Source organism: Denitromonas ohlonensis (assembly GCF_007625205.1).
Lineage (GTDB): Bacteria > Pseudomonadota > Gammaproteobacteria > Burkholderiales > Rhodocyclaceae > Nitrogeniibacter > Nitrogeniibacter ohlonensis.
In genome coordinates this window covers 21,276-43,311 of the sequence record NZ_VMNI01000020.1, presented here as the reverse complement: position 1 = coordinate 43,311, position 22,036 = coordinate 21,276, and the positions used below count along the sequence as shown (strand labels likewise).

Sequence of the window (22,036 nt, the reverse complement as noted above, 5' to 3'; positions counted from 1 at the left end):
GGATGAACCACCCCCGACTGCGCACCGCGCTGGCCACCCTGACCCTGGCCGCAGGTGTCGCCCATGCCGGCGAAGCCGATGTGCAGAAGAAGGTCGAAGCCTTTATCGGCGCCCCGGCCGTCAGCAGCGTCAAAGCCACGCCCTTCAACAAACTCTATGAAGTGGTGCTCAAATCCGGCGAACTGGTCTACACCAATGAGGCGGTGAGCTTCATCATCGACGGCCAGGTAATCGACACCAAGACCCGCAGCAACATCACCCAGGCGCGCCTCAACGCCTTGTCGGCCATCGACTTTGCCAGCCTGCCGCTCAAGGATGCGGTCAAGCATGTGCGCGGCAAGGGCGAACGCGTGATCGCCACCTTCGAAGACCCCAACTGCGGCTTCTGCAAGCGCCTCGCCGGCGAGCTGCAGAGCATGGACAACGTCACCGTCTACACCTTCCTCTACCCCATTCTCAGCCCCGATTCGCTCGACAAATCCAAGCGCATCTGGTGCGCCGAGAACCAGGGCGGGGCCTGGATGGACTGGGTCGCTGGCGGCAAGGCCCCGCCCGCTGCGGCTGACTGCGACACCGGCGCCATCGAGCGCAACGTCGCCCTCGGCCAGCAACTGCGCATCAACGGCACGCCGACCATCTTCCTCGCCGACGGCAGCCGCATCGGCGGCTTCCTGCCGGCCGCGCAACTCAATCCGGCGATCGACGAGGCGCAAGGCAAGGCCAAAAAGTAAGCCGACACCTCCGTCGCCCCCCCCCCTGCCGGCCCATCGCCGACAGGGGTGTTGCATTCAGCGGCGGCGATGACCTGCCGGGCGTGGCGGGTAGCGCCACCACGTCAGCACCACCAGCGCCGCAAACACCGTATACGCCAGCGTGAACACCCAGGTCGGCGCGTCGTAGAACAACACGCGCCCAACCCAGTGTTCGACAAAACTCGCGGCATAGGGCGCCTCGCCGGCCTGCTCACGCAACCAGGATTCGAGCACCGTGAGCGGGCACAGCGCCCCGAGCCAGGCTTGCACGACCACCACGCCGATAGCCATCAGATGCACGAGGCGAAACGCCAGGCCGTTCACCCACGGCCAATGCCGGAGATTGCCAACAAACACCGCGGCCAGTCCGCCAAGCACGAAGACAACGACGGCCAGATGCACCAGCAACACGCCATCCGCCAGCCACCGGTAGGTATCCGCCATGAATGGCCCCCGGCGTTCGGCGGCCTAGTCGAGCCGGAACCCGACCTTCAGCTTGACCTGGAAATGCGCGATCTTGCCGTCCACAATGTGGCCGCGCGACTCGATGACCTCGTACCAATCGAGATGATCGACGGTTTCAGCGGCGCGGGCGATGGCACTGCGGATGGCGTCGTCGGTGCCGATGGCGGACGAGCCAGCCAGCTCGATGATCTTGTAAACATGCGCGCTCATGGCGGTCTCCTGGGTCGGGGTGTGTCTGAGCCCAGTATAGGTAGCCCTGCCGGGCATTGCCGCGCGCTATCGATAGTTCACCCGGCTGCGGCACTTTGGCGAAAACCCGCGGTCTTTCATTGCACCAGGCGACCGCATCCCGGCCGGGCACAACAACAACAGATCGTGCGCGCACTGCCGCGCATCCCCTTCAAGGAAACACCATGCTAGAAAAACTCGGCCAGGATGCGCTCATCATCTGGGCCACCATCGACCCGATCGGCACGATGGCACTGTTCACCGGCCTCACGGCGCACCTGTCGGCCGAGAACCGTCGGCGCACCGCCTACAAGACCGTGCTTTACGCGGGCGCCGTGCTGCTCGGCTCCATCGTCATCGGGCAGCTGATCCTCAACGCCATGGGCATCCGCCTGGCGTCCTTCCAGCTCGGTGGCGGCATCATCCTGTTTCTTTTTGGCCTGAAGATGATCTTCGGCTCCGACACGCCCTCGCCACGGCAAGAACCCGAGCACGACATCGCCGTGTTCCCGCTGGCCATTCCGGCCACCGCCACGCCCGGCGCCATCCTCGCGGTGATCCTGCTGACCGACAACCATGTCCATCCGATTCCGGTGCAGATCGGCACGGCGCTGGTCACCATTGCCATCCTCGGAGTCACCTTGCTCTTGCTGTTAATGTCGACCCGGATCATTAAAGTTATCGGCGTGAGCGGCGCCTCGATCCTGACCCGCGTGATGGGCATGATCCTCGCCGCGTTCTCGGTCGAACTCGCCATGAATGCGCTCGGCATCGGACAATGGATCTCGCCGCCCCAGTAAGCCCACTGAGCCCACGCCCCCCCCGGCCACACAAGGAAGAGTCCATGCCAAGCGCGTCAACATTCTGGGACCGCATTGCCGAACGCTACGCCAGACAGCCGATCGCTGATGAAGCGGCGTATCAAAAAAAGCTGCAGCTCACCCGCGAGCAGTTCACGCCCGACATGCGCGTGCTTGAATTCGGCTGCGGCACCGGCTCCACCGCGCTCGCCCATGCGCCGTATGTCGCCCACATTCGCGCCATCGACATCTCGCCAAAAATGCTCGACATCGCCCGGCAAAAAGCGGCCGCGGCTCACATCGACAACATAAGCTTCGAGCTCGCCAACATCGACGCGCTGGACGAGGCCGGTCAGCGCGTCGACGCCGTCATGGGGCACAGCATTCTGCATTTGCTCGACAACAAGGATGAGGCCATCGCCAAGGTCTACCGCCTGCTCAAGCCCGGCGGCGTGTTTGTCAGCAGCACCATGTGTCTGGGTGACTCGCTCAAGATGCGGATCATCAAGGCCTTTGTGTCGGTCGGCGCCGTCTTTGGCCTCCTGCCGCAACTGCGCGCATTTACGCAAAAAGCCCTGCTCGACAGCCTCACCACGGCCGGTTTTGAGATCGCGCATCAATGGCAGCCCAAACCCAACGCCGGCGTCTTCATCATTGCCCGAAAACCCGCCGACACCCCTCGCCCCTGACACCTAGCCGCAACATCCCGGTATCGCGGGCTGACTGCCCTACAATGGCGGCAGCCCGCCTCCCCCTCCCCACTGAACAGCCACCGTATGCGCATCACCGCCTTTGACGCCCTCGCCTGCCCCCTCGACGGCGCCCCGCTCCTGCGCGACGGCGCCGCCTGGCGCTGCGAGGCGGGCCATAGCTTCGACATCGCCAGCCAGGGCTATGTGCATCTGCTGCCGGTGCAACAAAAGCGCTCGCGCGACCCCGGCGACAGCAAAGCCATGGTGGCCGCGCGCCAGCGGTTTCTGAACGCCGGCCACTACCAGCCGATCGCCGAGGCGGTGAGCCGAGCCGTCCTGGCCGAGCTCCCGGCAAGCGGCGCAAGCTGCCTGGACGCGGGCTGCGGTGAAGGCTACTACCTGCGCCAGCTCGCCGCGGCGGCCGACGACGACCGCAGCCTGTCCATCCTCGGGCTCGACATCTCGAAATGGGCCACGCTCAGCGCCGCCAAGCAGGACCCGCGCCCACGCTGGGTGGTGGGCAGCAACGCCAAACTGCCCGTCCTGCCCGCCACGCTCGACCGGGTGCTGTGCCTGTTCGGGTTTCCGGTGTACGCCGAGTTCGCCCGCGTGCTCAAGCCAGGCGGCCAGCTGCTGCAGGTCGACGCCGGGCCCGACCACCTGCGCGAACTGCGCGAGATCATCTACCCCGCCATCAAACCGGAACGCGCCACCGACCCGCAGGCGCCGGCTGGATTCGCCGCCCTGAGCACCACCGAGACACTTCGCTACCCGCTGACGATCTCCGGCGACGCTTTGATCGCTGATCTACTGGTCATGACCCCGCACTTCTACCGCGCCAGCGCCGAAGGCCGCGCAAAGGCCGCAGCGCTGACCACGCTGGACCTCACCGTCGACGTACGACTCACCGTCCTTGAACGCTCGCCCGAGCGCTGACCCATCCCCCCCCAATCGCGGCGCCCACGTTCGCGGTTGAATCGTCGACCGCGGCGAACTAGACTTTTCTCGTCATCCTGAAATCACCACCCGGGGCTCGACCGCCCGACGATGGAGGCACCCCATGGGCATCAACGACTACCAACGCGCCGAGCGTGAAGGCTACGCTGGCATGCATGCGGCACCGCCATCGAGCGTCGATGAAGCCATGGGCCGCGCCGCCGGCGAAGCGCAACGACACGCCGACCAACAACGCGGACAACACAGCTCTCCGGGCTATGACACCGTCCGTCTCCCCATCCGTTTCATCCCCCTCGCCCTCGGTGCCGGCATCGCGCTGCTATTGGGGGTCAGGCCGGCCGCGCTGCTGCTGCTCGTCGCGGCACTGGCCGGCCTCGGGCTGACCGGCTGGGTCGGCCGGCTGCTGCGCGGCGCCACGCCCGTCTATGTCGGCGCCCTGATTGGCCTGTGCATGAGCGCGGTGTCGCTGATGAGCACCGATGCCCCGCTGATCGCCGACAACCTCGTGATCTATCCGGCCTTGTGCGCGATAGGAGGCGCCGTGTATGCCCTCGCCCGCCGGCTCAGACGGCGCTAAGGCGGCCTGGCATGCATTGCCGTCATGGACGCCCCCCGGCGACGACCCCGCTGGCAAACCGCGCACCCCGCCTCGGTTGTGGCGTTAACACGAGAGCGCACAGAACAATGCCGAAGTCACTCGTTCTGCCGCCTCCACCGCACACCCACGCCGCGCCAGCGCCCAGGCACGAAGGCGGCACCTAGTCATGCAGCATTGGATCCGGCCCCTCCCTCGCGGGTGGATTGCTATCGTCTGCCTGCTGATCGCCCCGCTTGGCCAGGCCGGCCCGCTGCGCGACCGGATCATCGAGCGCCGCCAACAGGCCGCGCCCTTCGAGCAACTCAAGGATGTCGCTTACGGCGCCCACGAACGCCAGCGTTTCGACGTCTACCTGCCCAAGCCCCGCACGAGTGGCGCGCCGGTCATCCTGCTGGTGCACGGCGGCGGCTGGCGCCATGGCGACAAGGCCGCCGACAGCGTGGTCGAACACAAGGTCGGCCACTGGGTCAGCCACGGCGTGGTCCTCGTGTCGACCAACTACCGTCTGCTCCCCGAGGCCGGGCCGCTCGAGCAGGTACAAGACATCGCCCGGGCGCTGGCCGCCGTGCAGCAACACGCCGTTGCCTGGGGTGCCAATCCGGCGCGCGTGGTGTTGATGGGCCATTCGGCCGGCGCGCATCTGGTGGCGCTGCTCAGTGCGCGCCCCGACCAGGTCCGCGCCGCCGGCGCACAGTCGTGGATGAGCACCGTGGCGCTCGACAGCGCCGCGCTGGATGTGCCGGCCATCATGCAGCGCCGACATCCGCGCCTCTATGACCAGGCCTTTGGCGACGACCCAGCACGCTGGCGCGACGCCTCCCCCATCGACCAGCAACGCACTGCCGGCCCGCCGCTGCTGGCCGTGTGCTCTACCGAGCGCAAGGACAGCCCCTGTACTCAGGCCGACGCCTTTGCAGCGGCAACCCGGCCACTTGGCATGCAGGTCGACGTCTTGCGCCAGGCTCGCTCGCACCGCGAGATCAATGTCGATCTGGGCGACGATCCGGCCTACACCCGCGCGGTCGACGCCTTTCTGGGCAGCGTGGATGCGCGCTGGCCGGTGATGCACTGACCGGATCCGCCACCGTCCTCCGTCACACCCGTCTTCGGTAGTTTCATCGCTGAAAGCCTGCCCCGCACCTGCGCGGGAGCAGGCTTTGCTTCGTCCAAATTCATGATTTTTCCTGATGAATCAGTGGCTAAAGAATCGTTTGTTGTGGCGAAGGTGGAATTTCATAATCCGCCTCAACCGCTCTGTTCTTGATCTGGATCAGGCGACAACCCCACAACGAGAGTGAAGGAGACATCCCATGAATGCACCGACCGAACCGCGCCACTTCCCGGTTTTCAAGCTCAATAACGTGCTGAAGCCGATTGAGCAGGCCACGGGCCTGGGCAACGCGTTCTACACAGACGAGACCTACTTCAAGACCGAGCGCGACCGGGTGCTGGGTCAGGGCTGGGCCTGCATCGGTTTCGCCAGCGATGTCGGCGCGAACGGCTTCGTCAAGCCGGTCGATTTCATGGGGCTGCCGCTGCTGCTGATGCGCAATCGCGAGGGCGCGCTGCAGGTCTTCCACAACGTGTGCAGCCACCGCGGCATGAAACTGGTGCAGGAAGCCGGTGAAATCCAGGGCCTGATCCGCTGCCCCTATCACTCCTGGACCTACGACCTGAACGGTACGCTCAAGGGCACGCCGCACGTGGGCGGCATCAACCAGCACAAGGATTCGCGCTTCGCCTGTGAAAAGCACGGTCTCAAGCCGCTGCGCAGCCAGGTGTGGATGGACATGGTGTTCGTCAACCTGTCGGGCACCGCGCCGGCTTTCGAAGAGGTCGTCCGCCCGCTGACCGAGCGTTGGCAGCAGTTTGTCGGCGACGACGGCATGTCGCTGTTGAGCGCGCCGATCAGCGACGGCGCGATGAGCATCGAGGTTAACTGCAACTGGAAGCTGGCGGTCGAGAACTACTGCGAGGCCTATCACCTGCCTTGGGTGCATCCCAGCCTGAACTCGTACTCGCGCCTCGAGGACCACTACAACATCATGTTCGACGGCAACTTTGCCGGTCAGGGCAGCTACGCCTACAACCTGGCGGACGTCGAAGGCACCTCGCTGCCAACCTTCCCCGCCTGGCCGGCCGAGCGCATGCGCAATGCCGAGTACGTGGCTTTCTTCCCCAACGTGCTGCTGGGCATCCAGGCCGACCACGCCTTCGCGATGGTGCTCGAGCCGCTGGCACCGAACAAGACGGTCGAGCATCTGCGCCTGTTCTTCGTCGGTGAAGACGCCGCCCGCAAGGACGTCTACGCCGCCAGCCGCCACGCCATCCTGAGCGCCTGGCGGGTGGTCTTCTCGGAGGACATCGGCGCGGTCGAAGGCATGCAGGCCGGCCGCCAGTCGCCGGGCTACCAGGGCGGCGTGTTCTCGCCCGAGATGGATGTGCCGACGCACTACTTCCACCAGTGGGCGGCGCGCAAGATCCTGGCGGCCAACGAGCAGGGCGAGGAGGCCGCGTGATGAAACACGCCATCGCCTCCCATTGGCTGAACTTCATCGACGGGGCCTGGGTGGACGGTGAGCGTGCGCTCACGGTCGACAACCCGGCCACCGCCGAGCCGGTGGCCAGCATCGCGCTGGCCGGCATCGCCGACGCCGAGCACGCCCTCGAGGCGGCCAGGCACTGTGCCGACAGCGGCTGGCTGAGCGCATGCCGGCCGGCCCAGCGGGTCCAGTGGCTGCTGCGCATCGCCGCCGAGATCCGCGCGCTGACCGACGAAGGCGCCTGGGTGCTGTGCCAGGAAAACGGCAAGGCCCTGCGCGACGCCCGCGACGAGTTTGTTGAGGCGGCGCGCTATTTCGAGTACTACGCGGGCATCGCCGACAAGGTCGAAGGCATTTCGGTGCCGCTGGGCAACGGCTATGTGGACTTCACCAGCTACGAGCCGATGGGCGTCTCGGTGCAGATCGTGCCGTGGAACTTCCCGGTGTCGATCTGTGCCCGCTCGCTGGCCCCCGCGCTGGCCGCCGGCAACGCGGTGGTGGTCAAGTCGCCCGAGCTGTCACCGCTGGGCCTGTGCGTGCTGTTCCGCGCCATCGAGCGCGCCGGCCTGCCGCGCGGCGCAGCCAATCTGCTGTGCGGCCTGGGCAGCGAGGTGGGCGCGCATCTGGTGAGCAGCCAGAAGACCGACCAGATCGTGTTCACCGGCTCGGTGCCCACCGGCCAGGCCATTCTGGCCGCGGCGGCCCGCTGGGCCACGCCGAGTGTGATGGAGCTGGGCGGCAAGTCGGCAGCGGTGGTGTTCCCCGACGCCGACCGCGAGCAGCTGCTGGCCAGTGTCAAGAGCGGCATTTTCTTCAACGCCGGTCAGGTGTGCTCGGCCATGTCGCGGCTGCTGGTGCATCGCGACATCCATGACGAGATCGTGGCCGCGGTGGCCGACATGGCCGGCGCACTGGAGAGCGGTGCGGGCGAAGACGACCCGGACCACACGCCACTGATCAGCCACGGCCAGCTCGAACGCGTGCAAGCCATGTGCCACGCGGCCATTGCCGAGGGCGCCGAAGCCGTCACCGGCGGCGACCGCCAGGGCGAGCGTAGCGGCCATTTCATGCAGCCGACGGTGTTTGCCGGCGTCCGCCCGCAGATGAAGATCGCCCAGGAAGAGGTGTTCGGGCCGGTGCTGGCGATCATCCCCTTCGACACCGAAGAGGAAGCCGTCGAGATCGCCAACGGCACGGCCTTCGGTCTGGTGGCCGGGGTGTTCACCCAGGACATCAACCGTGCGCTGCGCCTGACCCGGCGCCTGCGCGCCGGCCAGGTGTTCGTCAACGAGTGGTACGCCGGCGGCATCGAGACGCCGTTCGGCGGCGTGGGTTTGTCCGGCTTCGGGCGCGAGAAGGGCCAGGAAGCCCTCTACAGCTACGTGCGTACCAAGAACGTGGCGATTCGCGTCCGCCAGGACTGAGGAGATAGCGATGAAAAAGTGGCTCTGCATCATTTGCGGCCTGATCTATGACGAGGCTCAGGGCTGGCCCAAGGACGGCATCGTCGCCGGCACCCGCTGGGAAGACGTGCCCGAAGACTGGAAATGCCCCGACTGCGGCGTCGGCAAGGCCGATTTCGAGATGATCGAGATCTCCGCCCCGGCCACCGCGGCGGCCCAACCGGTGCTGGCCGCCGTGCCGACGCTCGCGCCGACGCCGGCCCTGCCGCAAGGCCCGGTCGTCATCATCGGCAGCGGCCACGCCGGCTACGCCCTGGCGGCGGCCGTGCGTGCGCAGAGCCCGCAGGCCGAGATCGTGATGCTGAGCCGCGAATCCGGCCATCGCTATGCCAAGCCGGCACTGTCGGTGGCCAGCTCGCAAGGCCGCAGCGCGGGCGAGCTGATCGACGAGTCGCCCTTCGAAGCCGAGCAACGGCTCGGCATGCGCATCTATCCGCATTGCGAGGTGCGCTCGATCGATCCGCTCGCCCACACCGTGTTCACCAGCTACGGCCCCCTGCCCTATGGCCAGCTGGTGCTGGCGCTGGGCGCCAGCCCGATCCGGCTGGACATCGCCGGGCGCAGCGACGCGCTGCTGAGCATCAACAACCTCGACGACTACGCGGCCCTGCAACGCCAGCTGCGCGGTGCCGCGCGGGTGGCGATCATCGGCGATGGCCTGATCGGCTGCGAATTCGCCAATGACCTGGCCGTCGCCGGCCATGGCGTGAGCGTGGTCGGTATCGGCCAGTGGCCGCTGGAGCGTTTGCTACCCGAAGCGGCCGGCCGTTATCTGCAACAGGCCCTCGCCTCGCAAGGGGTGGACTGGCATCTGCGCAATTCGGTGGTCGCCATCGACGGCGAGCCCGGCGCCTGGCACCTGAGCCTGGCCGATGGCCAGACGCTCGACGTGGCGGCGGTGATCTCCGCCGTCGGCCTGGCGCCCAATGTCGACCTGGCCGCCGCCTGCGGCGCCGAGGTCGGCCGCGGTATCCGCACCGACGCGCAGCTGCGCACCTCGCTGCCCGACATCTACGCGCTGGGCGACTGCATCGAGATCGACGGCCGGCCGGCACCGTATCTGGCACCGATCAATCACGGCGTCGAGGCCCTGGCCCGCACCCTCACCGGCCAGCCCACCGCGGTGCACTACCCGCCGATGCCGGTGCAGGTGAAGACGCCGGCGGCCCCGCTGAGCCTGCTGCCGGCCCCGGTCGGCATCGCCGGCGAATGGCGCATCGCGCCGGCCGACGACGGCCTGAGCTGCGCCTACCACGACGACACGGGGCGCATGCGCGGTTTCGCCCTGATCGGCCAGACGGCGCAGAACCAGCGCCGCGGATGGGTGCAGGAATGCAGCCTCCTGGTCGCCCAAGAAGCCGCCTGACAACGCGAGGCCCGACATGAATCTTCCCTACGACGACAAGACCTGCGGCTGGTATGCCGCGCTGCCGCCGCCGCGCCCGGTGCAATCGCTGCGCGGCGAGCAGATCGCCGACTACGTGGTCATCGGCGCCGGCTTTGCCGGACTGGCCGCCGCCCGCCGGCTGGCCCACCACGAACCGGAGGCCCGCATCCTGCTGGTAGACGCCCAGCGCGTCGCCGAAGGCGCCTCGGGCCGCAACTCCGGCTTCGTGATCGACCTGCCGCACAAGTTCGCCCTCGAACATCCGGACCCGGCCCACAAGCAGCGCCTGCTGGGCTTGAACCGGGCGGCCATCGCCCAGTTGCAATCGCTCATCGACACCCACGGCATCGACTGCCAGTGGTCGCATGCCGGCAAATACCAGGGCGCGGTGGGCGAGCGCGGGCTGGCCTACCTGGCACATTTCGAGAAACTGCTGTCGGATCTGGGCGAACCCTTCCACAGCGTGGAGGGCCCGGCGCTGCAGAGCGTGCTGGGCACCTCGCACTACCGCCGCGCGGTGTTCACGCCGGGCTGCTACCTGATGCAGCCGGCGGCGCTGGTGCGCGGCATGGGCGACTCGCTGCCGAAGAACGTCGAGCTGCTGGAGAACTCGCCGATCACCCGCCTCGAGCGCGACGGCCGCGGCGGCCATGTGCTGCACGGCAGCGCCGGCCGCATCCGCACCCGGCGCCTGCTGCTGGGCACCAGCATCTTCACCCAGGAGTTCGGCTACCTGAAGAACCGGCTGCTGCCGGTAATGACCTTCGCGAGCTGGACCGCACCGCTCGACGACGCCCAATGCCAGCGCTACACCGGTCGCTTCGACTGGGGTCTGACCCCGGCCGACCATGCCGGCACCACGGTGCGCATGACGCAGGACCGCCGGCTGATCATCCGCAACACCTACAAGCATGTGCCGAAATACGGGCGCAGCATCGACGATGCCATGCGCGCACGCATCCACGCCGATCACCGCAAGGCCTTCCTGGCGCGCTACCCCGACCTCGCCGATGTGCCCTTCACCCACACCTGGGGCGGGGTGTACGCGATCTCGCGCAACTTCACCAACTTCTTCGGCCAGCTTGAGGACGGTGTCTTCGCCTCGGCCTGTGACAACGGCGTGGGCGCCGCCTGGGGCACCATCTCGGGCACCTTGCTGGCCGACCTCGCGGTCGGTGCCGACTCGGCGCAGCTGCGCGACATCCAGGCCGTCACCGGCATGCCCTCACGCAATCCGCCCGAACCCTTCCTCGGCCTGGGGGTGCGCTCGCGCATCAAGCTGGCCGCCTGGAACAGCCGGAGCGAACTATGAACGCGCAAACTGAAACACGGCTGGGCGTGCAACGCGTCGACCATGTGGATCTCGGCTTCGTGGTGCGCGGCGGCCCCCCCGGCGCCGCCTATGTGGCACGCGCCCTGAGCGACGAGGTGTCGCCGAACATGGGCGTTGGCTTCGCGCGCTGGGAGGGCGCACGCGTCACATGGACCACGCTGTACGAGGAAGTGATCTTTCCGATCGAGGGTTGCCTGACGGTCGAGGCTGACGGGCTCGTTCATGAGGTACGCCCGGGGCAAGTCCTGTGGATTCCGAAATGCACCGCGCTGGTGTATTCGGGCTTCGCTTTGTTCGGCTATGTGGTCTATCCCGGAAACTGGAAGACGCAGTGCGACGAGGTCTGTCCGGACAACCCCGGCGAGTGCCAGCAAAAGCGCTGACAACCATCACGATGCACTGACAGGTCCGCCCCAACGGCAGGTGTTTTCCGCTTGATGCTGCAGCGCGAGCCAGCGCACGCTGGCACCATTCGGCAGCACTGGGGCCACCGGATCCAAACGAGGCGACAGGAACACCCTCCCTATGAAGATACAGCCGCTTCCTCCGTTCAAGGCGCTGATTGCTTTCGAATCCACGGCCCGCCTGGCCAGCTTCACCCGCGCCGCCTCGGAGCTCAACGTCACTCAGGGCGCAATCAGCCGACAGATCGCATTACTCGAAGACATGCTCGGCGCCCATCTGCTCGATCGCACGACGCGCTCGGTGTGCCTTACACCCACCGGCGAACAATACTTCCAGGCTTCGCGCGAGGCCTTGCTGGCGCTGGCCGAGGCTACCCATCAGGTCAAACGCTGGCATGGCGATCAGCAGGTCACCGTGGCCACCAGCACGGCGCTGGCTTCGCTCTGGCTGCTGCCGCGGATTCCGGAATTCAACCAACGCCATAACGGAATCGACCTGCGCATCGTCGCCTACGATCATGTCAAGGACTACCGCAAGCTCGAATGCGACCTGGCGGTTTACTACTGCAAGACGGCGCCACCCGATATCAAGAGCACGCCGATCTGCGGCGAGGCGGTGTTCCCCATCTGCAGCCCCGACTACCGTTCCCGCCATCCGATGCTGGCCACGCCGCAGGACCTCGCCCAGTGCACCTGGCTGTGGCTGGACGAGTCCGAACGCGACTGGATCAGCTGGACCGAATGGTTCCGCCGGCTCGGCCTGCCACCCGTCATCCCCCGCAACAAGATCAACCTCAACAGCTACGCGATGGTGATCCAGGCAGCGCTGAGCGGCCAGGGCGTGGCCCTGGGCTGGAGCAACCTGGTCGATCCCTACCTGAAGGCCGGCACGCTGGTGCGGCCAATCCCCGACGCGCTGCAGACCGAGGGGCAGTTTTTCGTGCTGGAGCCCACCGGGCCCCATGAACGGCGCCGGAGCGTGGCCAGCTTCAGGCAGTGGCTACTGTCGCTCGAATAACCCGACACACCCATTCAGACCCGCTGCAACGGCGCCGCACGAGGCGTCCGCCAGCGCACGCGTGTTGTCGGCAAGTCCCTGATGAACATTACAAAAAATCATCAATCCGGCCCGAAAAAATCGTTTGTTCCGGTCCGGCGATTTCTTAACAATCGAAGCATCCGATTGATCTGGATCAAGTCCATTCCGACCCGCCATCCGCGTCGGACGATGTGACCGCAGTACATCACTCATAAATAGAATCAGGAGACACCCATGAGAGACATCAGCAGCAGCCTCCCGCTGCCCGGCGACGCCAACGCCCAGTTCTTCGGACTGGACTTTCACAAGGTCATTTTTCCGGTCTCGGTGATGCTCATCATCGCCACGGTGGCCACCGCGCTGAATGACCCGACGGCCTTCGGTGCCAGCCTCGAAGCGACCAAGGGCTGGATTCTCAAGCACTTCGATTGGTTCATCATGATCATGGGCAACCTGTTCGTGTTGCTCTGTATCGGGCTGGCAGTCTCGCCCCTGGGCAAGATCCGCATGGGCGGCGCCGATGCGCGGCCCGATTTCGGCCTGCTGTCGTGGTTCTCGATGCTGTTCGCCGCCGGCATGGGCGTGGGCCTGCTGTACTGGGGGGTCGCCGAACCGGTGGCCGCTTATACGGCCTGGTGGAAAACGCCATTCAACGTCGCCGCCAACACGCCGGAGGCGATGCATGCCGCGATGGGCTCAACGATGTTCCACTGGGGTCTGCATCCGTGGGCGATCTACCTCAGCACGGCGCTGATCGTCGGTTATTTCTCCTACAACAAGGGGCTTCCCTTCTCGCTCAGCTCGGCCCTCAAGCCGCTCATCGGTGAGGCCTACAAGGGGCCCATCGGCCATTGCGTCGACGTGTTCACCGTCGTGCTGACCACCTTCGGACTGGCCACCTCTCTGGGCCTGGGTGCCATGCAGGCCACTGCCGGCATCCATCATGTGCTCGGCACGCCGAACAACTTCCTGATGCAGGCCGTGTTCATCCTGTCGGTGTGCGGCATCGCCGCCGTCTCGGTGTGGCGCGGCATGGACGCTGGCGTCAAGCTGCTGTCGAACATCAACATGGGCCTGGCCCTGCTATTGCTGATCTTCGCCATCTTCGGTGTCGGCGTCGCGGTGTTCCTGTCGGGCATGATCAGCACCTCCGCCGACTATGTGAGCATGTTCGTGCCGCTGGCCAACTGGATCGATCGTCCCGACCAGGACTGGTTCCAGGGCTGGACGGTGTTCTACTGGGCCTGGTGGTGCACCTGGGGCCCGCTGGTCGGGGTGTTCGTCGCCAAGGTATCAAGGGGTCGCACCATCCGCCAGATGGTCACCGTGGTGATGCTGGTGCCGACCCTCGTCGCCATCGTCTGGTTCACCGCCTTCGGTGGCGGCGCCATCGCCCAGGTGGCGGCGGGCTCCGGCACGCTGGCCGGCGGCCTCAAGGATGTGAACATGGCCATCTTCCAGTTCCTCGAGGTGCTGCCGATGTCCGCCATCACCTCGCTGCTGGTGGTGCTGCTGCTGGTGATCTTCATGGTCACCTCGGTCGACTCGGGTGCGCTGGTGGTCGACAACCTTGCGGCCGGCGGCATCCCCGAAACACCTGTGCCCCAGCGGGTGCTGTGGGTCGGCCTGATCGCGCTGGTGACCATGGTGCTGTTCGTCATCGGGGGTGACAGCGCGCTGAAGGGCGTGCAGGCCGGCGCGGTCGCCATGGGCCTGCCCTTCATGGCCCTGATGCTGGTGCTGATGATCGGCTTCGTCAAAGCCCTGATCCAGGACGCCCGGGCATGAGCACGCTGGTCTCGAACAGGCCGGCCCCAACCATGAATCGCGCCCATCCGCGCCGCATTGGCCCCGCGTCGCCACAGCCCGCCGCCGATGCGGCCGGCGCCCTCAACATGCACACCCTGGGCCCCGGCGAAGAAGCCCTCGCCGAGTGGGCGCAGGCGGGACTGACGCTGCCCGATCTGGCCGCCATGCGGCGCCACCGACTGGCGCGGGTGCGCCAGCAGTTGCGCCGGGCCGACTACGCCGGCATCGTGCTCTACGACCCGGTCAACGTGCGCTACGCCACCGACAGCACCAACATGCAGGTGTGGCTGCTGCACAACGCCAGCCGCTACGTGTTCGTGCCGGCCGACGGCCCCGTGGTGCTGTGGGAGTTCGACCACTGCGACTTCCTCAGCGGCCACACCGATGTGGTCGACGAGATCCGCCCCTGCGTGCCATGGTTCTATTTCTGTGCCGGCGATCGCATCCCCGAACAGGCACAGCGCTGGGCCGACGAGATCGCCGCACTGGTGCGCCAGCACGGCGGCGGTAACACCCGGCTGGCCATCGACCGCTGCAACGCGGAGGGCGTCGCCGCGCTCGAAGGGCTTGGTATCCAGGTGCACAACGGTGAAGCGGTGATGGAGCGCGCCCGCGAGATCAAGGGCGAGGACGAGATCCGCGCCATGCGCTGCGCCATCCATGCCTGCGAGCAAGGCATGGTGGTGATGCGCCAGCATCTCGAGCCGGGCATCTCGGAGCAGCGGCTGTGGAGCCATCTGCACGCCGAGAACATCGCCCGCGGCGGCGAGTGGATCGAGACCCGCCTGCTGGCCTCCGGCCCGCGCTGCAATCCGTGGTACCAGGAATGCAGCAGCCGGACGATCGAGAACGGCGATCTGGTGGCCTTCGACACCGACCTGGTCGGCAGCTACGGCATCTGCGTCGACACCTCGCGCACCTGGCTGTGCGGCGACCGCGCCCCGAGCCCGGCGCAGCGCGACATCTACCGCCGCGCCTGGGAGCAGGTGCAGCACAACATCGCTCTGCTGCGCCCCGGCGTGAGCTATCACGAGCTCACCCACCGCGCGCTGCGCTACCCAGCCGACACGTTCCGCCACTACACCTGCCTCTACCATGGCGTGGGCCTGTGCGATGAGGCACCGATCATCTACTTCCCGGAGGCCTGGCAGGGCTTCGGCTACGACGGGGTACTCGAGCCCGGCATGGTGATGTGTGTCGAGAGCTACCTCGGACGCATCGACGGCGGCCCCGGCGTCAAGCTCGAGGAACAGGTGCTGATCACGCCCACCGGCCATGAGGTGCTGACCCGCACCCCCTTTGAAGACACTCTTTTGCGTTAGCCCGGCCGGGCGACCGGCAATCCCCCCCCCTTTTTTGCGCGGGCGGCCTCTTCGGAGGTCGCCCGTTTTGCGGAGCTTTCATGAACCTGCCCGACGTGGTCGGACTCATCGGCGTGATCTGCTACCAGATCGCCTACGCCGGCCTGCAACTCGGTCGCCTCCAGCAGACCGACGTGCGTTACATCGGCCTCAATATCCTGGGGCCGGGCTGCCTGCTCTTTTCCCTGTTTTTCTATTTCAACCTGGCGTCGTTCATCACCCAGGTGCTGTGGATCAGCCTGACCGCCATCGGTCTGGTCAAGATTCTCCGCAGCCGGCGCCGCGCCGCCCAACCGGACACGGCACCCGACGCAAGCCTGACGCCACCGCTGCCGGGCGCCCACAGCCGGGCCGCCAACGGCGCGCCCAAGCCGCGCAAGCACACCCGCCCCAAGCGCTCGCGCCGGGCCCGGGCCCGCCATCGCAAATCGTCGAAACCCTGACATCATGGATCTGCCTGCCCACCAACTGACCATGACGGTGCTGATGACCCCCGAGATGGCCAACTTCTCCGGCAAGGTGCACGGCGGCGCCATATTGCGGCTGCTCGACCAGGTGGCCTATGCCTGTGCCAGCCGCTATGCGGCGTGCTATGTGGTGACGCTGTCGGTCGACCAGGTGATGTTCCGCCAACCGATCAGAGTCGGCGAACTGGTGACCTTCCTGGCTAGCGTCAACTACACCGGCAAGTCGTCGATGGAGGTCGGCATCAAGGTGCTGGCCGAGAACATCCGCACCCAGGAAGTGCGCCATGCCAACAGCTGCTTCTTCACCATGGTGGCGGTCGACGACGACGGCACGCCGATGGCCGTGCCGCCGCTGAGGCCCTTCAGCCCCCGGGAGAAGCGCCGCTTCGCGGCGGCCGAAGCGCGCAAGGCCCTGCGTCTCGAACTGTCACGGCGTTTTGCCGAAACCCACGGCGAGGCCTCCCCCTGACGAAGCGGGTCGGCGGGCCGGCACCTACTTCAACGAAAAATTGACCCGGCTGCCGGCCACGTCCTTCGGGTCCGCCGCCTCCGGCTTGCCCGCCGCCGACGGCGTGACCATGAACACCCGCTCGGCGCTGATCTTGCCAACCCCCACCAGCCAGTCGCGCACCGCCTGCGCCCGCGCCTTGCCGAGGGCGGCCAGGTCGGCCTCAGTCACCGGCGCGTTCTTGAGCATCAGCGCCCGTGTCTGGTCGGGCGGCAAGGACTTGGTCAAGCCGACGAAATTGCGCGGCTTGCCCTCGAACTCGGCCTCGTCGTAGGCCTCGGCCAGCAAGGCATCGCGCTGGTCGGCAGGGATCTCGATGTCGTCGAGCGCGGGCGGCGTCTTGCCGGCGTCGAGCAAGGCCTCGCGCTGACGCTCTTGCATGCGCGCGAGCAACCACTGTTCGCGCAGACCGGGTTCGTCACGCGCCGGATCCACGTGGCCGCTGAGATCGATCTTGAGCGCCGGGCGATCCGTGAGCGCCTTGGCCAGGGTTTCGAGCTTCTTGACCGTCTCGACGGACAGCCGATGCGTGCCGGGCGCGAACTCGGCGTAAGACAGCTCTTCACCGCCACCAAACACCGAACCGAGCAGCGCAAAAGGCGAGGTCACCGCCTTGCCGATGAGGTTGAAAAACGCGCGCCACACCAGTCCGGCAACGCTGAACTGTGGGTCGTCGAGCGACCCGCTGACCGGCACCGACAGATCAATCTCGCCCTTGCCGTTCTTGAGCAGGGCGACCGCCAGTTGCACCGGCAGATTCACCGCGTCGGGGCTGTCGACCGCGTCACCAAAGGTGAGCTGATCGAGCAGGATCTTGTTCTCGGCGCTGAGCTTGCGGTCGGTCACCTTGTAGCTCAGATCGGCCGACAGCTTGCCCTTGGCAATGCCATAGCCGACATACTTGCCCGAGTAGGTCGACACGGTGGGCAGATCGAAACCGCGCATGCTGGCGGCAATGTCGAGATAGCGATCCTCGCGCAGCGGGTTGAGCTGGCCAGTGATGGTGACCGGCGCGGCATGGTCGATGGCGGCGGTGAGCGACAACGTGGCGAGGCTGTCCGCTGCGGTCGACAGGCCTTCGAGGGTGCCGGCCACTTCGGTCAGGTTGGCGTCGTAATTGGGGCGTACAAAGCGATCGGCAAAGGCCACGTTGCCCTTCTCGAGCACAATGCGATCGATGCGGATCGGCGGCAGCGCCGGCGATGGCGGCGCGAGCGTGGCCGTGGCCGCCGGTTCGGCGACGGCCGCCTGCGAGGCCCCGCCGTCAAACTCGCCTTGCATCACCGACGAGGCGGTGACGGCCGTAGGCGCTGCGACCTTGGCCGCGGCCTGAGCGGCAGCCGCCTGTTGGCTGTCTTTTTCGGCCGCCGTCATTTCGCGGAAGTTCAAGCGACCTTCGGCGCTGAGCACCAGTCGCGAGAAGAAGTCGCTCAAGGTGATCTCGGTCGCCGACAGCGACAGCGGATCGGTGCGCACATCGAGCCCGTCCACCGCCAGCCGCTTCCAGGTGAGCACATCGGTGTTGGCGCGGGTATCGACGGCGATCAGATCGGTGATGGCGGCATCGCCCCGAAAACGCACCGGCGGCGCGCTCTGCCCCGCCGCGGCCCCCACGCTGAGCTGCCCGCCCAGCGACAGATTGGCCGAACGCAGGCTCGCCTCGATGCCCTCGGTCGCATAGGCCTCGAAGGCGCGCAGCGGCAAGCGCTTGACGTCCAGGCGCATGTCCACCGCCAGCGAGGCGAGGTCCACCTTGCCCTTGGCCGCGACATAGCCGCCGGTGTTGACCACGGCGCTCAGCGTGAGCGGCACCGGCTCGCTCAGATCGGTGCCCAGCGGCCCCACCGACAGCTCGGTGCGCTCGATATCGACCACCACCGGTGTGCGCACGGCGCGATCTTCGAAACGCAGCGCCCAGGCGCTGAGATCGGTTTGGGCGAGGCGTACTTTCCAGGCCGGCTCGGCGGGCGCTGTCGCTTCGGGCTCGGCCGACGACGGCACGATCCGGGCAAGGTCGATGCTGCCATCGCGCGCGCGGCGCAGGCTCACATTGCCGCCTGTGCTGGCGATCCGCGCAACGGTCACATCGCGCGCCGCCGTATCCAGTGCGACGCCCGAGACCTTCAGCGACGCCACTTGTACCGAGGGCTTTTTCTGCGCGTCGAGTTGCAGCGCCAGCTTGGCCAGGTCGAGCTGGGCCTTCGCCACGCGAAGCCCGGCCGCGTCGAATTCGTAGGGCAGGCTGACGCCCACCGTGCCGCCCGTGAGCTTCGCACCAACCAGTTGCTTCGCGTAATACGGCGCGTAATGCGTCAGCGGCAGGCCACTGAGCGTCAGCGTGCCTGAGGCGCGCACCGGTGCAATGGCCAGCTGCCCCTCATGCGCGATCTGCTCACCCGCCTCGCTGCGCGCCGCCACCGTGAGCTGAGCGCTTTGCGCGCCATCGGTGGCAAAACCGCTGAGGCCGATAGAGATATCGCTGAGCGTGGTCGCGAAGGGCCCGGCCGGCGCCGCTGCATCGCTGAAATGGAACTGCCCGCCGGCCACCTCAAACTGATCGACCGCCACCCGAAACGCCGCCTCCGGCGCTTGCGCCACCGCCTCGGCCGGCACGGCTTCCGGCGCGGGCGGCATCAGCTGCAACACATCTATCGCGCCATCGGCCAGCCGACGCAGATGAATGACCGGCTGATCCACCTGAATGCGATCGATTTTCAGCGAACGACCGAACACATCGAGCAGGCCAATCGCCACGTCCACTTTCGGCAAGCGGACAACCGGGCGATCATCCCGATGCTGGACCTCCAGTTCGGCAAGCATTGCCGTGCCGGCGAGCGTCAGGCGCGGCCCCTGCCCCTTGGGCTCCGAAAACGCCAGTTCAAGCTGAGTGCTGAGCGCGCCGGACAGCAGTTTGAAGGCCGGCTCGAAGGGCAGATACGCGATGTAGGGCGTGATATCCAGCGCATCGAGTTCGATATCGAACACCGTCTCGAGGTCCTCGCCGAAAGGCCGTGTGCGGCCATCGAGCCGGAACGCCGTGCCATCGACCCGCGCCGACAGCGCCGGCTGCACATGCCGCTCAACCTCGGCCGGAAAGCCCGAAATGAAGGGCACGCCGACGGTCAGTTCGCGCAGCGTGTGCTTCGCGCCCGCCAGACGGTCGTCGACATCCAGCGAGCCGCCGGAGATCTGAATATTGTTGATCGAGAAGCGCGCCGGCCCCGAGGGCTCGTCAGGCGGCGCGTCGGACTGCGCAAAGCGCGCGACCACATCCGACCAGTTGTGCTGCGTGTCATCCACGCGCACCAGACGCAGCGACGGCGCGTCGATGTTCAGGCGTGAAAACACCAGCCCCCAGTACGCCAGCGACCGCCACTGCAGATCCGTATCAATCTGGCCGATGCGTGCCGCATCGGGCGTCCCATCGGCCTCGGCCACCGCCAGACCCGACAGCGACAGACTCAGGTTAAAGGGATTGAAACGCATGTCGTCGAGCGTGACTTGCCGCCCGAGCTGCTCACTGGCCAGCTTCGGCAACTGCCATTTGAGCAGCGCTGGCAGACCGAAAAACCCCACCAGCGCATACACCACCAAGGCGATGGCAATGCGCAAAGCCCACGTTCTGACGCGTGACTTGTGCTTTGTTGTCGGTGTCTCAGACTCGCTCATGCGCGCCCTCCTCAATCAACAACCAGCTTACCAGCGCTTGAGGCGTCCACACACGCGGCGATGATTGCAGTACGTGTCGGCTGCGTCAGGCCGATGGCCGGCAAGGTCGCCTCGAAAACCATCCTGGCCGCGTCCTCGCGCCGTCGCGCTTGCTGCATTCATCTACACGGCGGCGGGTAGAATGAGCCACTTACCAATGGTTTGGGCATTCCCATGAGCGCTGAAGTTGATTACACCAACAACCCGTTGCACGGCGTTGGCTTAAAACAATTGCTGACCGAAATCGTCGACCACTACGGTTTTGAAATTCTCTATGCCTATTTGAATATCAATTGCTTCAACAAAAACCCCGGCATTGATTCCAGCGTGAAATTTCTCAAGAAAACGGACTGGGCGCGCGAGAAAGTCGAGGCCTTCTATCTCTATCAATTCAAGAGCCTGCCTCGGGCCTCTGACGCGCAGTTTGAATTGCCGCCCAGAGAGCGCGTGATTCCACTGGATCAAACCCCCGGCGAGCCCGCTGAATTGAGCTTTGAAGACGCCGAGCGCCTGGCCGAGAAGCGCGCCAGAAAAGCGGCTTTGCGAAACGAACGCTTCTGATTCGAGCCGGATGAACGCCCACAGCGCATGTCGCTTGGGCTGAGGACGAAAGCCCAACACTCGGCGCGCGATGTTTGCTCCGCCGATGTTGGGCTTCGCTGCGCTCAACCCAAGCGACATGATGTCGCCGTGCGTTTCCAGGCGGCCGGCTTGGGCCAAATCCCGCCGCCCGTCCGCCTCGGCACTCGATTCAGGTGCCGCTCAAACCAGTGACACCTCGCCCCCCTACCGGACCAGCACGCTCATCAGCCACTGCTCAACATCGCGGATCTCTTCCATCACGATGCCGTGCTCGACGAAATACGTCTGCCACGTAATCGGGTAGCCGGCGGCGGTGAGTTGGGCGAAGGATTGCAGCGCGAAGTCGTGGGGGATCACGCCGTCGTCGCGGCCGTGGGCCATGAAGATTGGCACGTCGCGGTTGGCCGCGCTGGCCTCGTCCTTCAAGGTCTCGGCCAGCGGCAGATACGTCGACAGCGCGAGCACGCCGGCGAGGCGTTTGGGGTGACGCAGCGCGGTGTGCAGGGCAATCGCCCCGCCTTGCGAGAAGCCGGCTAGCACGATGCGCTCGTCGGGGATACCCCGGGCGTTTTCGCGGGCAATCAAGGCTTCGATCTGCGTGGCGGATTCATGCACTCCGACCGGGTCTTCGCGGCGCTTGGAGAAGTCCTGCGCGATGATGTCGTACCAGGCGCGCATCACATAGCCGCCGTTGATGGTCACCGGGCGCATGGGCGCATGCGGAAACACAAAGCGCGTGGGCGGCAGCGCGGCTTCATCGAAGGCATCGACCACCGGCTCGAAGTCATGCCCGTCGGCCCCGAGGCCGTGCAGCCAGATCACCGCGTGGGTGGGTTGCGGGCCGGTTTCGATTTCAACGCAGGGAAGCAGCTCGGCAGACATCGGGACTCCAGAATCAGATCAAAATGAACAGGCGTGTCACATTACACGAGGCCGGCCG

The 22,036-nt window shown here is 66.4% G+C and carries 21 protein-coding genes; 17 read left to right on the top strand and 4 right to left on the bottom strand.

Annotated elements, in window-relative coordinates:
* The first annotated feature begins 2 nt into the window (after positions 1 to 2).
* Complete coding sequence (locus FHP89_RS17660; protein WP_144174076.1) at positions 3 to 731, top strand: DsbC family protein; 729 nt, start codon at positions 3 to 5, stop codon at positions 729 to 731.
* Positions 732 to 788: 57 nt separating this feature from the next.
* Here FHP89_RS17660 and FHP89_RS17655 read toward each other — a convergent pair whose 3' ends face one another.
* Both FHP89_RS17655 and FHP89_RS17650 read right to left on the bottom strand, forming a co-directional pair.
* On the bottom strand, positions 789 to 1,196 hold the full coding sequence (locus FHP89_RS17655; protein ID WP_144174078.1) for a DUF2784 domain-containing protein: 408 nt from the start codon (positions 1,194 to 1,196) through the stop codon (positions 789 to 791).
* A gap of 24 nt (positions 1,197 to 1,220) precedes the next feature.
* Entirely contained in the window at positions 1,221 to 1,427 is a 207-nt protein-coding gene (locus FHP89_RS17650) for a dodecin (protein ID WP_144174080.1), read from the bottom strand.
* Between the two features lie 203 nt (positions 1,428 to 1,630).
* Here FHP89_RS17650 and FHP89_RS17645 point away from each other — a divergent pair, with 203 nt between their 5' ends.
* The 15 genes from FHP89_RS17645 to FHP89_RS17575 all read left to right on the top strand — a co-directional run bounded on the left by FHP89_RS17645 (position 1,631) and on the right by FHP89_RS17575 (position 16,767).
* A complete protein-coding gene (locus tag FHP89_RS17645; RefSeq protein WP_144174082.1) occupies positions 1,631 to 2,245 on the top strand; it encodes a MarC family protein in 615 nt (204 codons plus the stop codon).
* Between the two features lie 44 nt (positions 2,246 to 2,289).
* Positions 2,290 to 2,934 carry a class I SAM-dependent methyltransferase gene (locus tag FHP89_RS17640; RefSeq protein WP_144174085.1) on the top strand — a complete coding sequence of 215 codons (645 nt, stop codon included), beginning with the start codon at positions 2,290 to 2,292 and terminating at the stop codon, positions 2,932 to 2,934.
* 87 nt (positions 2,935 to 3,021) lie between these two features.
* Complete coding sequence (locus tag FHP89_RS17635) at positions 3,022 to 3,873, top strand: putative RNA methyltransferase (protein WP_144174088.1); 852 nt, start codon at positions 3,022 to 3,024, stop codon at positions 3,871 to 3,873.
* Positions 3,874 to 3,997: 124 nt separating this feature from the next.
* Positions 3,998 to 4,471: a hypothetical protein gene (locus tag FHP89_RS17630; protein ID WP_144174090.1), complete on the top strand. Its 474-nt coding sequence runs from the start codon at positions 3,998 to 4,000 to the stop codon at positions 4,469 to 4,471.
* Positions 4,472 to 4,658: 187 nt separating this feature from the next.
* A complete protein-coding gene (locus tag FHP89_RS17625; protein WP_144174092.1) occupies positions 4,659 to 5,564 on the top strand; it encodes an alpha/beta hydrolase in 906 nt (301 codons plus the stop codon).
* A gap of 238 nt (positions 5,565 to 5,802) precedes the next feature.
* A complete protein-coding gene (locus FHP89_RS17620; protein WP_144174094.1) occupies positions 5,803 to 7,011 on the top strand; it encodes an aromatic ring-hydroxylating oxygenase subunit alpha in 1,209 nt (402 codons plus the stop codon).
* Entirely contained in the window at positions 7,011 to 8,459 is a 1,449-nt protein-coding gene (locus FHP89_RS17615; RefSeq protein WP_144174097.1) for an aldehyde dehydrogenase family protein, read from the top strand. The genes FHP89_RS17620 and FHP89_RS17615 overlap by 1 nt, the downstream gene beginning before the upstream one ends.
* A gap of 10 nt (positions 8,460 to 8,469) precedes the next feature.
* Positions 8,470 to 9,864 carry an FAD-dependent oxidoreductase gene (locus FHP89_RS17610; RefSeq protein ID WP_144174099.1) on the top strand — a complete coding sequence of 465 codons (1,395 nt, stop codon included), beginning with the start codon at positions 8,470 to 8,472 and terminating at the stop codon, positions 9,862 to 9,864.
* Between the two features lie 16 nt (positions 9,865 to 9,880).
* Positions 9,881 to 11,197: an NAD(P)/FAD-dependent oxidoreductase gene (locus tag FHP89_RS17605; RefSeq protein ID WP_144174101.1), complete on the top strand. Its 1,317-nt coding sequence runs from the start codon at positions 9,881 to 9,883 to the stop codon at positions 11,195 to 11,197.
* The gene (locus FHP89_RS17600) at positions 11,194 to 11,601 is read left to right on the top strand and encodes an ethanolamine utilization protein EutQ (RefSeq protein WP_144174103.1); all 408 of its coding nucleotides are present in this window, start codon (positions 11,194 to 11,196) and stop codon (positions 11,599 to 11,601) included. The genes FHP89_RS17605 and FHP89_RS17600 overlap by 4 nt, the downstream gene beginning before the upstream one ends.
* 142 nt (positions 11,602 to 11,743) lie before the next feature.
* Complete coding sequence (locus FHP89_RS17595; protein ID WP_144174105.1) at positions 11,744 to 12,640, top strand: LysR substrate-binding domain-containing protein; 897 nt, start codon at positions 11,744 to 11,746, stop codon at positions 12,638 to 12,640.
* Positions 12,641 to 12,895: 255 nt separating this feature from the next.
* The gene (locus tag FHP89_RS17590; RefSeq protein WP_144174107.1) at positions 12,896 to 14,449 is read left to right on the top strand and encodes a BCCT family transporter; all 1,554 of its coding nucleotides are present in this window, start codon (positions 12,896 to 12,898) and stop codon (positions 14,447 to 14,449) included.
* A complete protein-coding gene (locus FHP89_RS17585; protein ID WP_222105436.1) occupies positions 14,446 to 15,792 on the top strand; it encodes a M24 family metallopeptidase in 1,347 nt (448 codons plus the stop codon). The genes FHP89_RS17590 and FHP89_RS17585 overlap by 4 nt, the downstream gene beginning before the upstream one ends.
* An 80-nt stretch (positions 15,793 to 15,872) precedes the next feature.
* Complete coding sequence (locus FHP89_RS21000; protein WP_186300199.1) at positions 15,873 to 16,274, top strand: CBU_0592 family membrane protein; 402 nt, start codon at positions 15,873 to 15,875, stop codon at positions 16,272 to 16,274.
* A gap of 4 nt (positions 16,275 to 16,278) precedes the next feature.
* Entirely contained in the window at positions 16,279 to 16,767 is a 489-nt protein-coding gene (locus FHP89_RS17575) for an acyl-CoA thioesterase (RefSeq protein WP_144174109.1), read from the top strand.
* 24 nt (positions 16,768 to 16,791) lie between these two features.
* Here the strand turns inward: FHP89_RS17575 and FHP89_RS17570 are convergent, their stop codons facing one another.
* Entirely contained in the window at positions 16,792 to 20,475 is a 3,684-nt protein-coding gene (locus FHP89_RS17570; RefSeq protein ID WP_144174111.1) for a DUF748 domain-containing protein, read from the bottom strand.
* A 213-nt stretch (positions 20,476 to 20,688) separates the two neighbouring features.
* Between FHP89_RS17570 and FHP89_RS21310 the strand changes: the two genes are divergently transcribed.
* Positions 20,689 to 21,075, top strand: a complete 387-nt coding sequence (locus FHP89_RS21310) for a VF530 family protein (protein WP_144174113.1) — start codon at positions 20,689 to 20,691, stop codon at positions 21,073 to 21,075.
* A 225-nt stretch (positions 21,076 to 21,300) separates the two neighbouring features.
* Here the strand turns inward: FHP89_RS21310 and FHP89_RS17560 are convergent, their stop codons facing one another.
* Entirely contained in the window at positions 21,301 to 21,978 is a 678-nt protein-coding gene (locus FHP89_RS17560; protein WP_144174115.1) for an alpha/beta hydrolase, read from the bottom strand.
* Between the last annotated feature and the right edge of the window lie 58 nt (positions 21,979 to 22,036).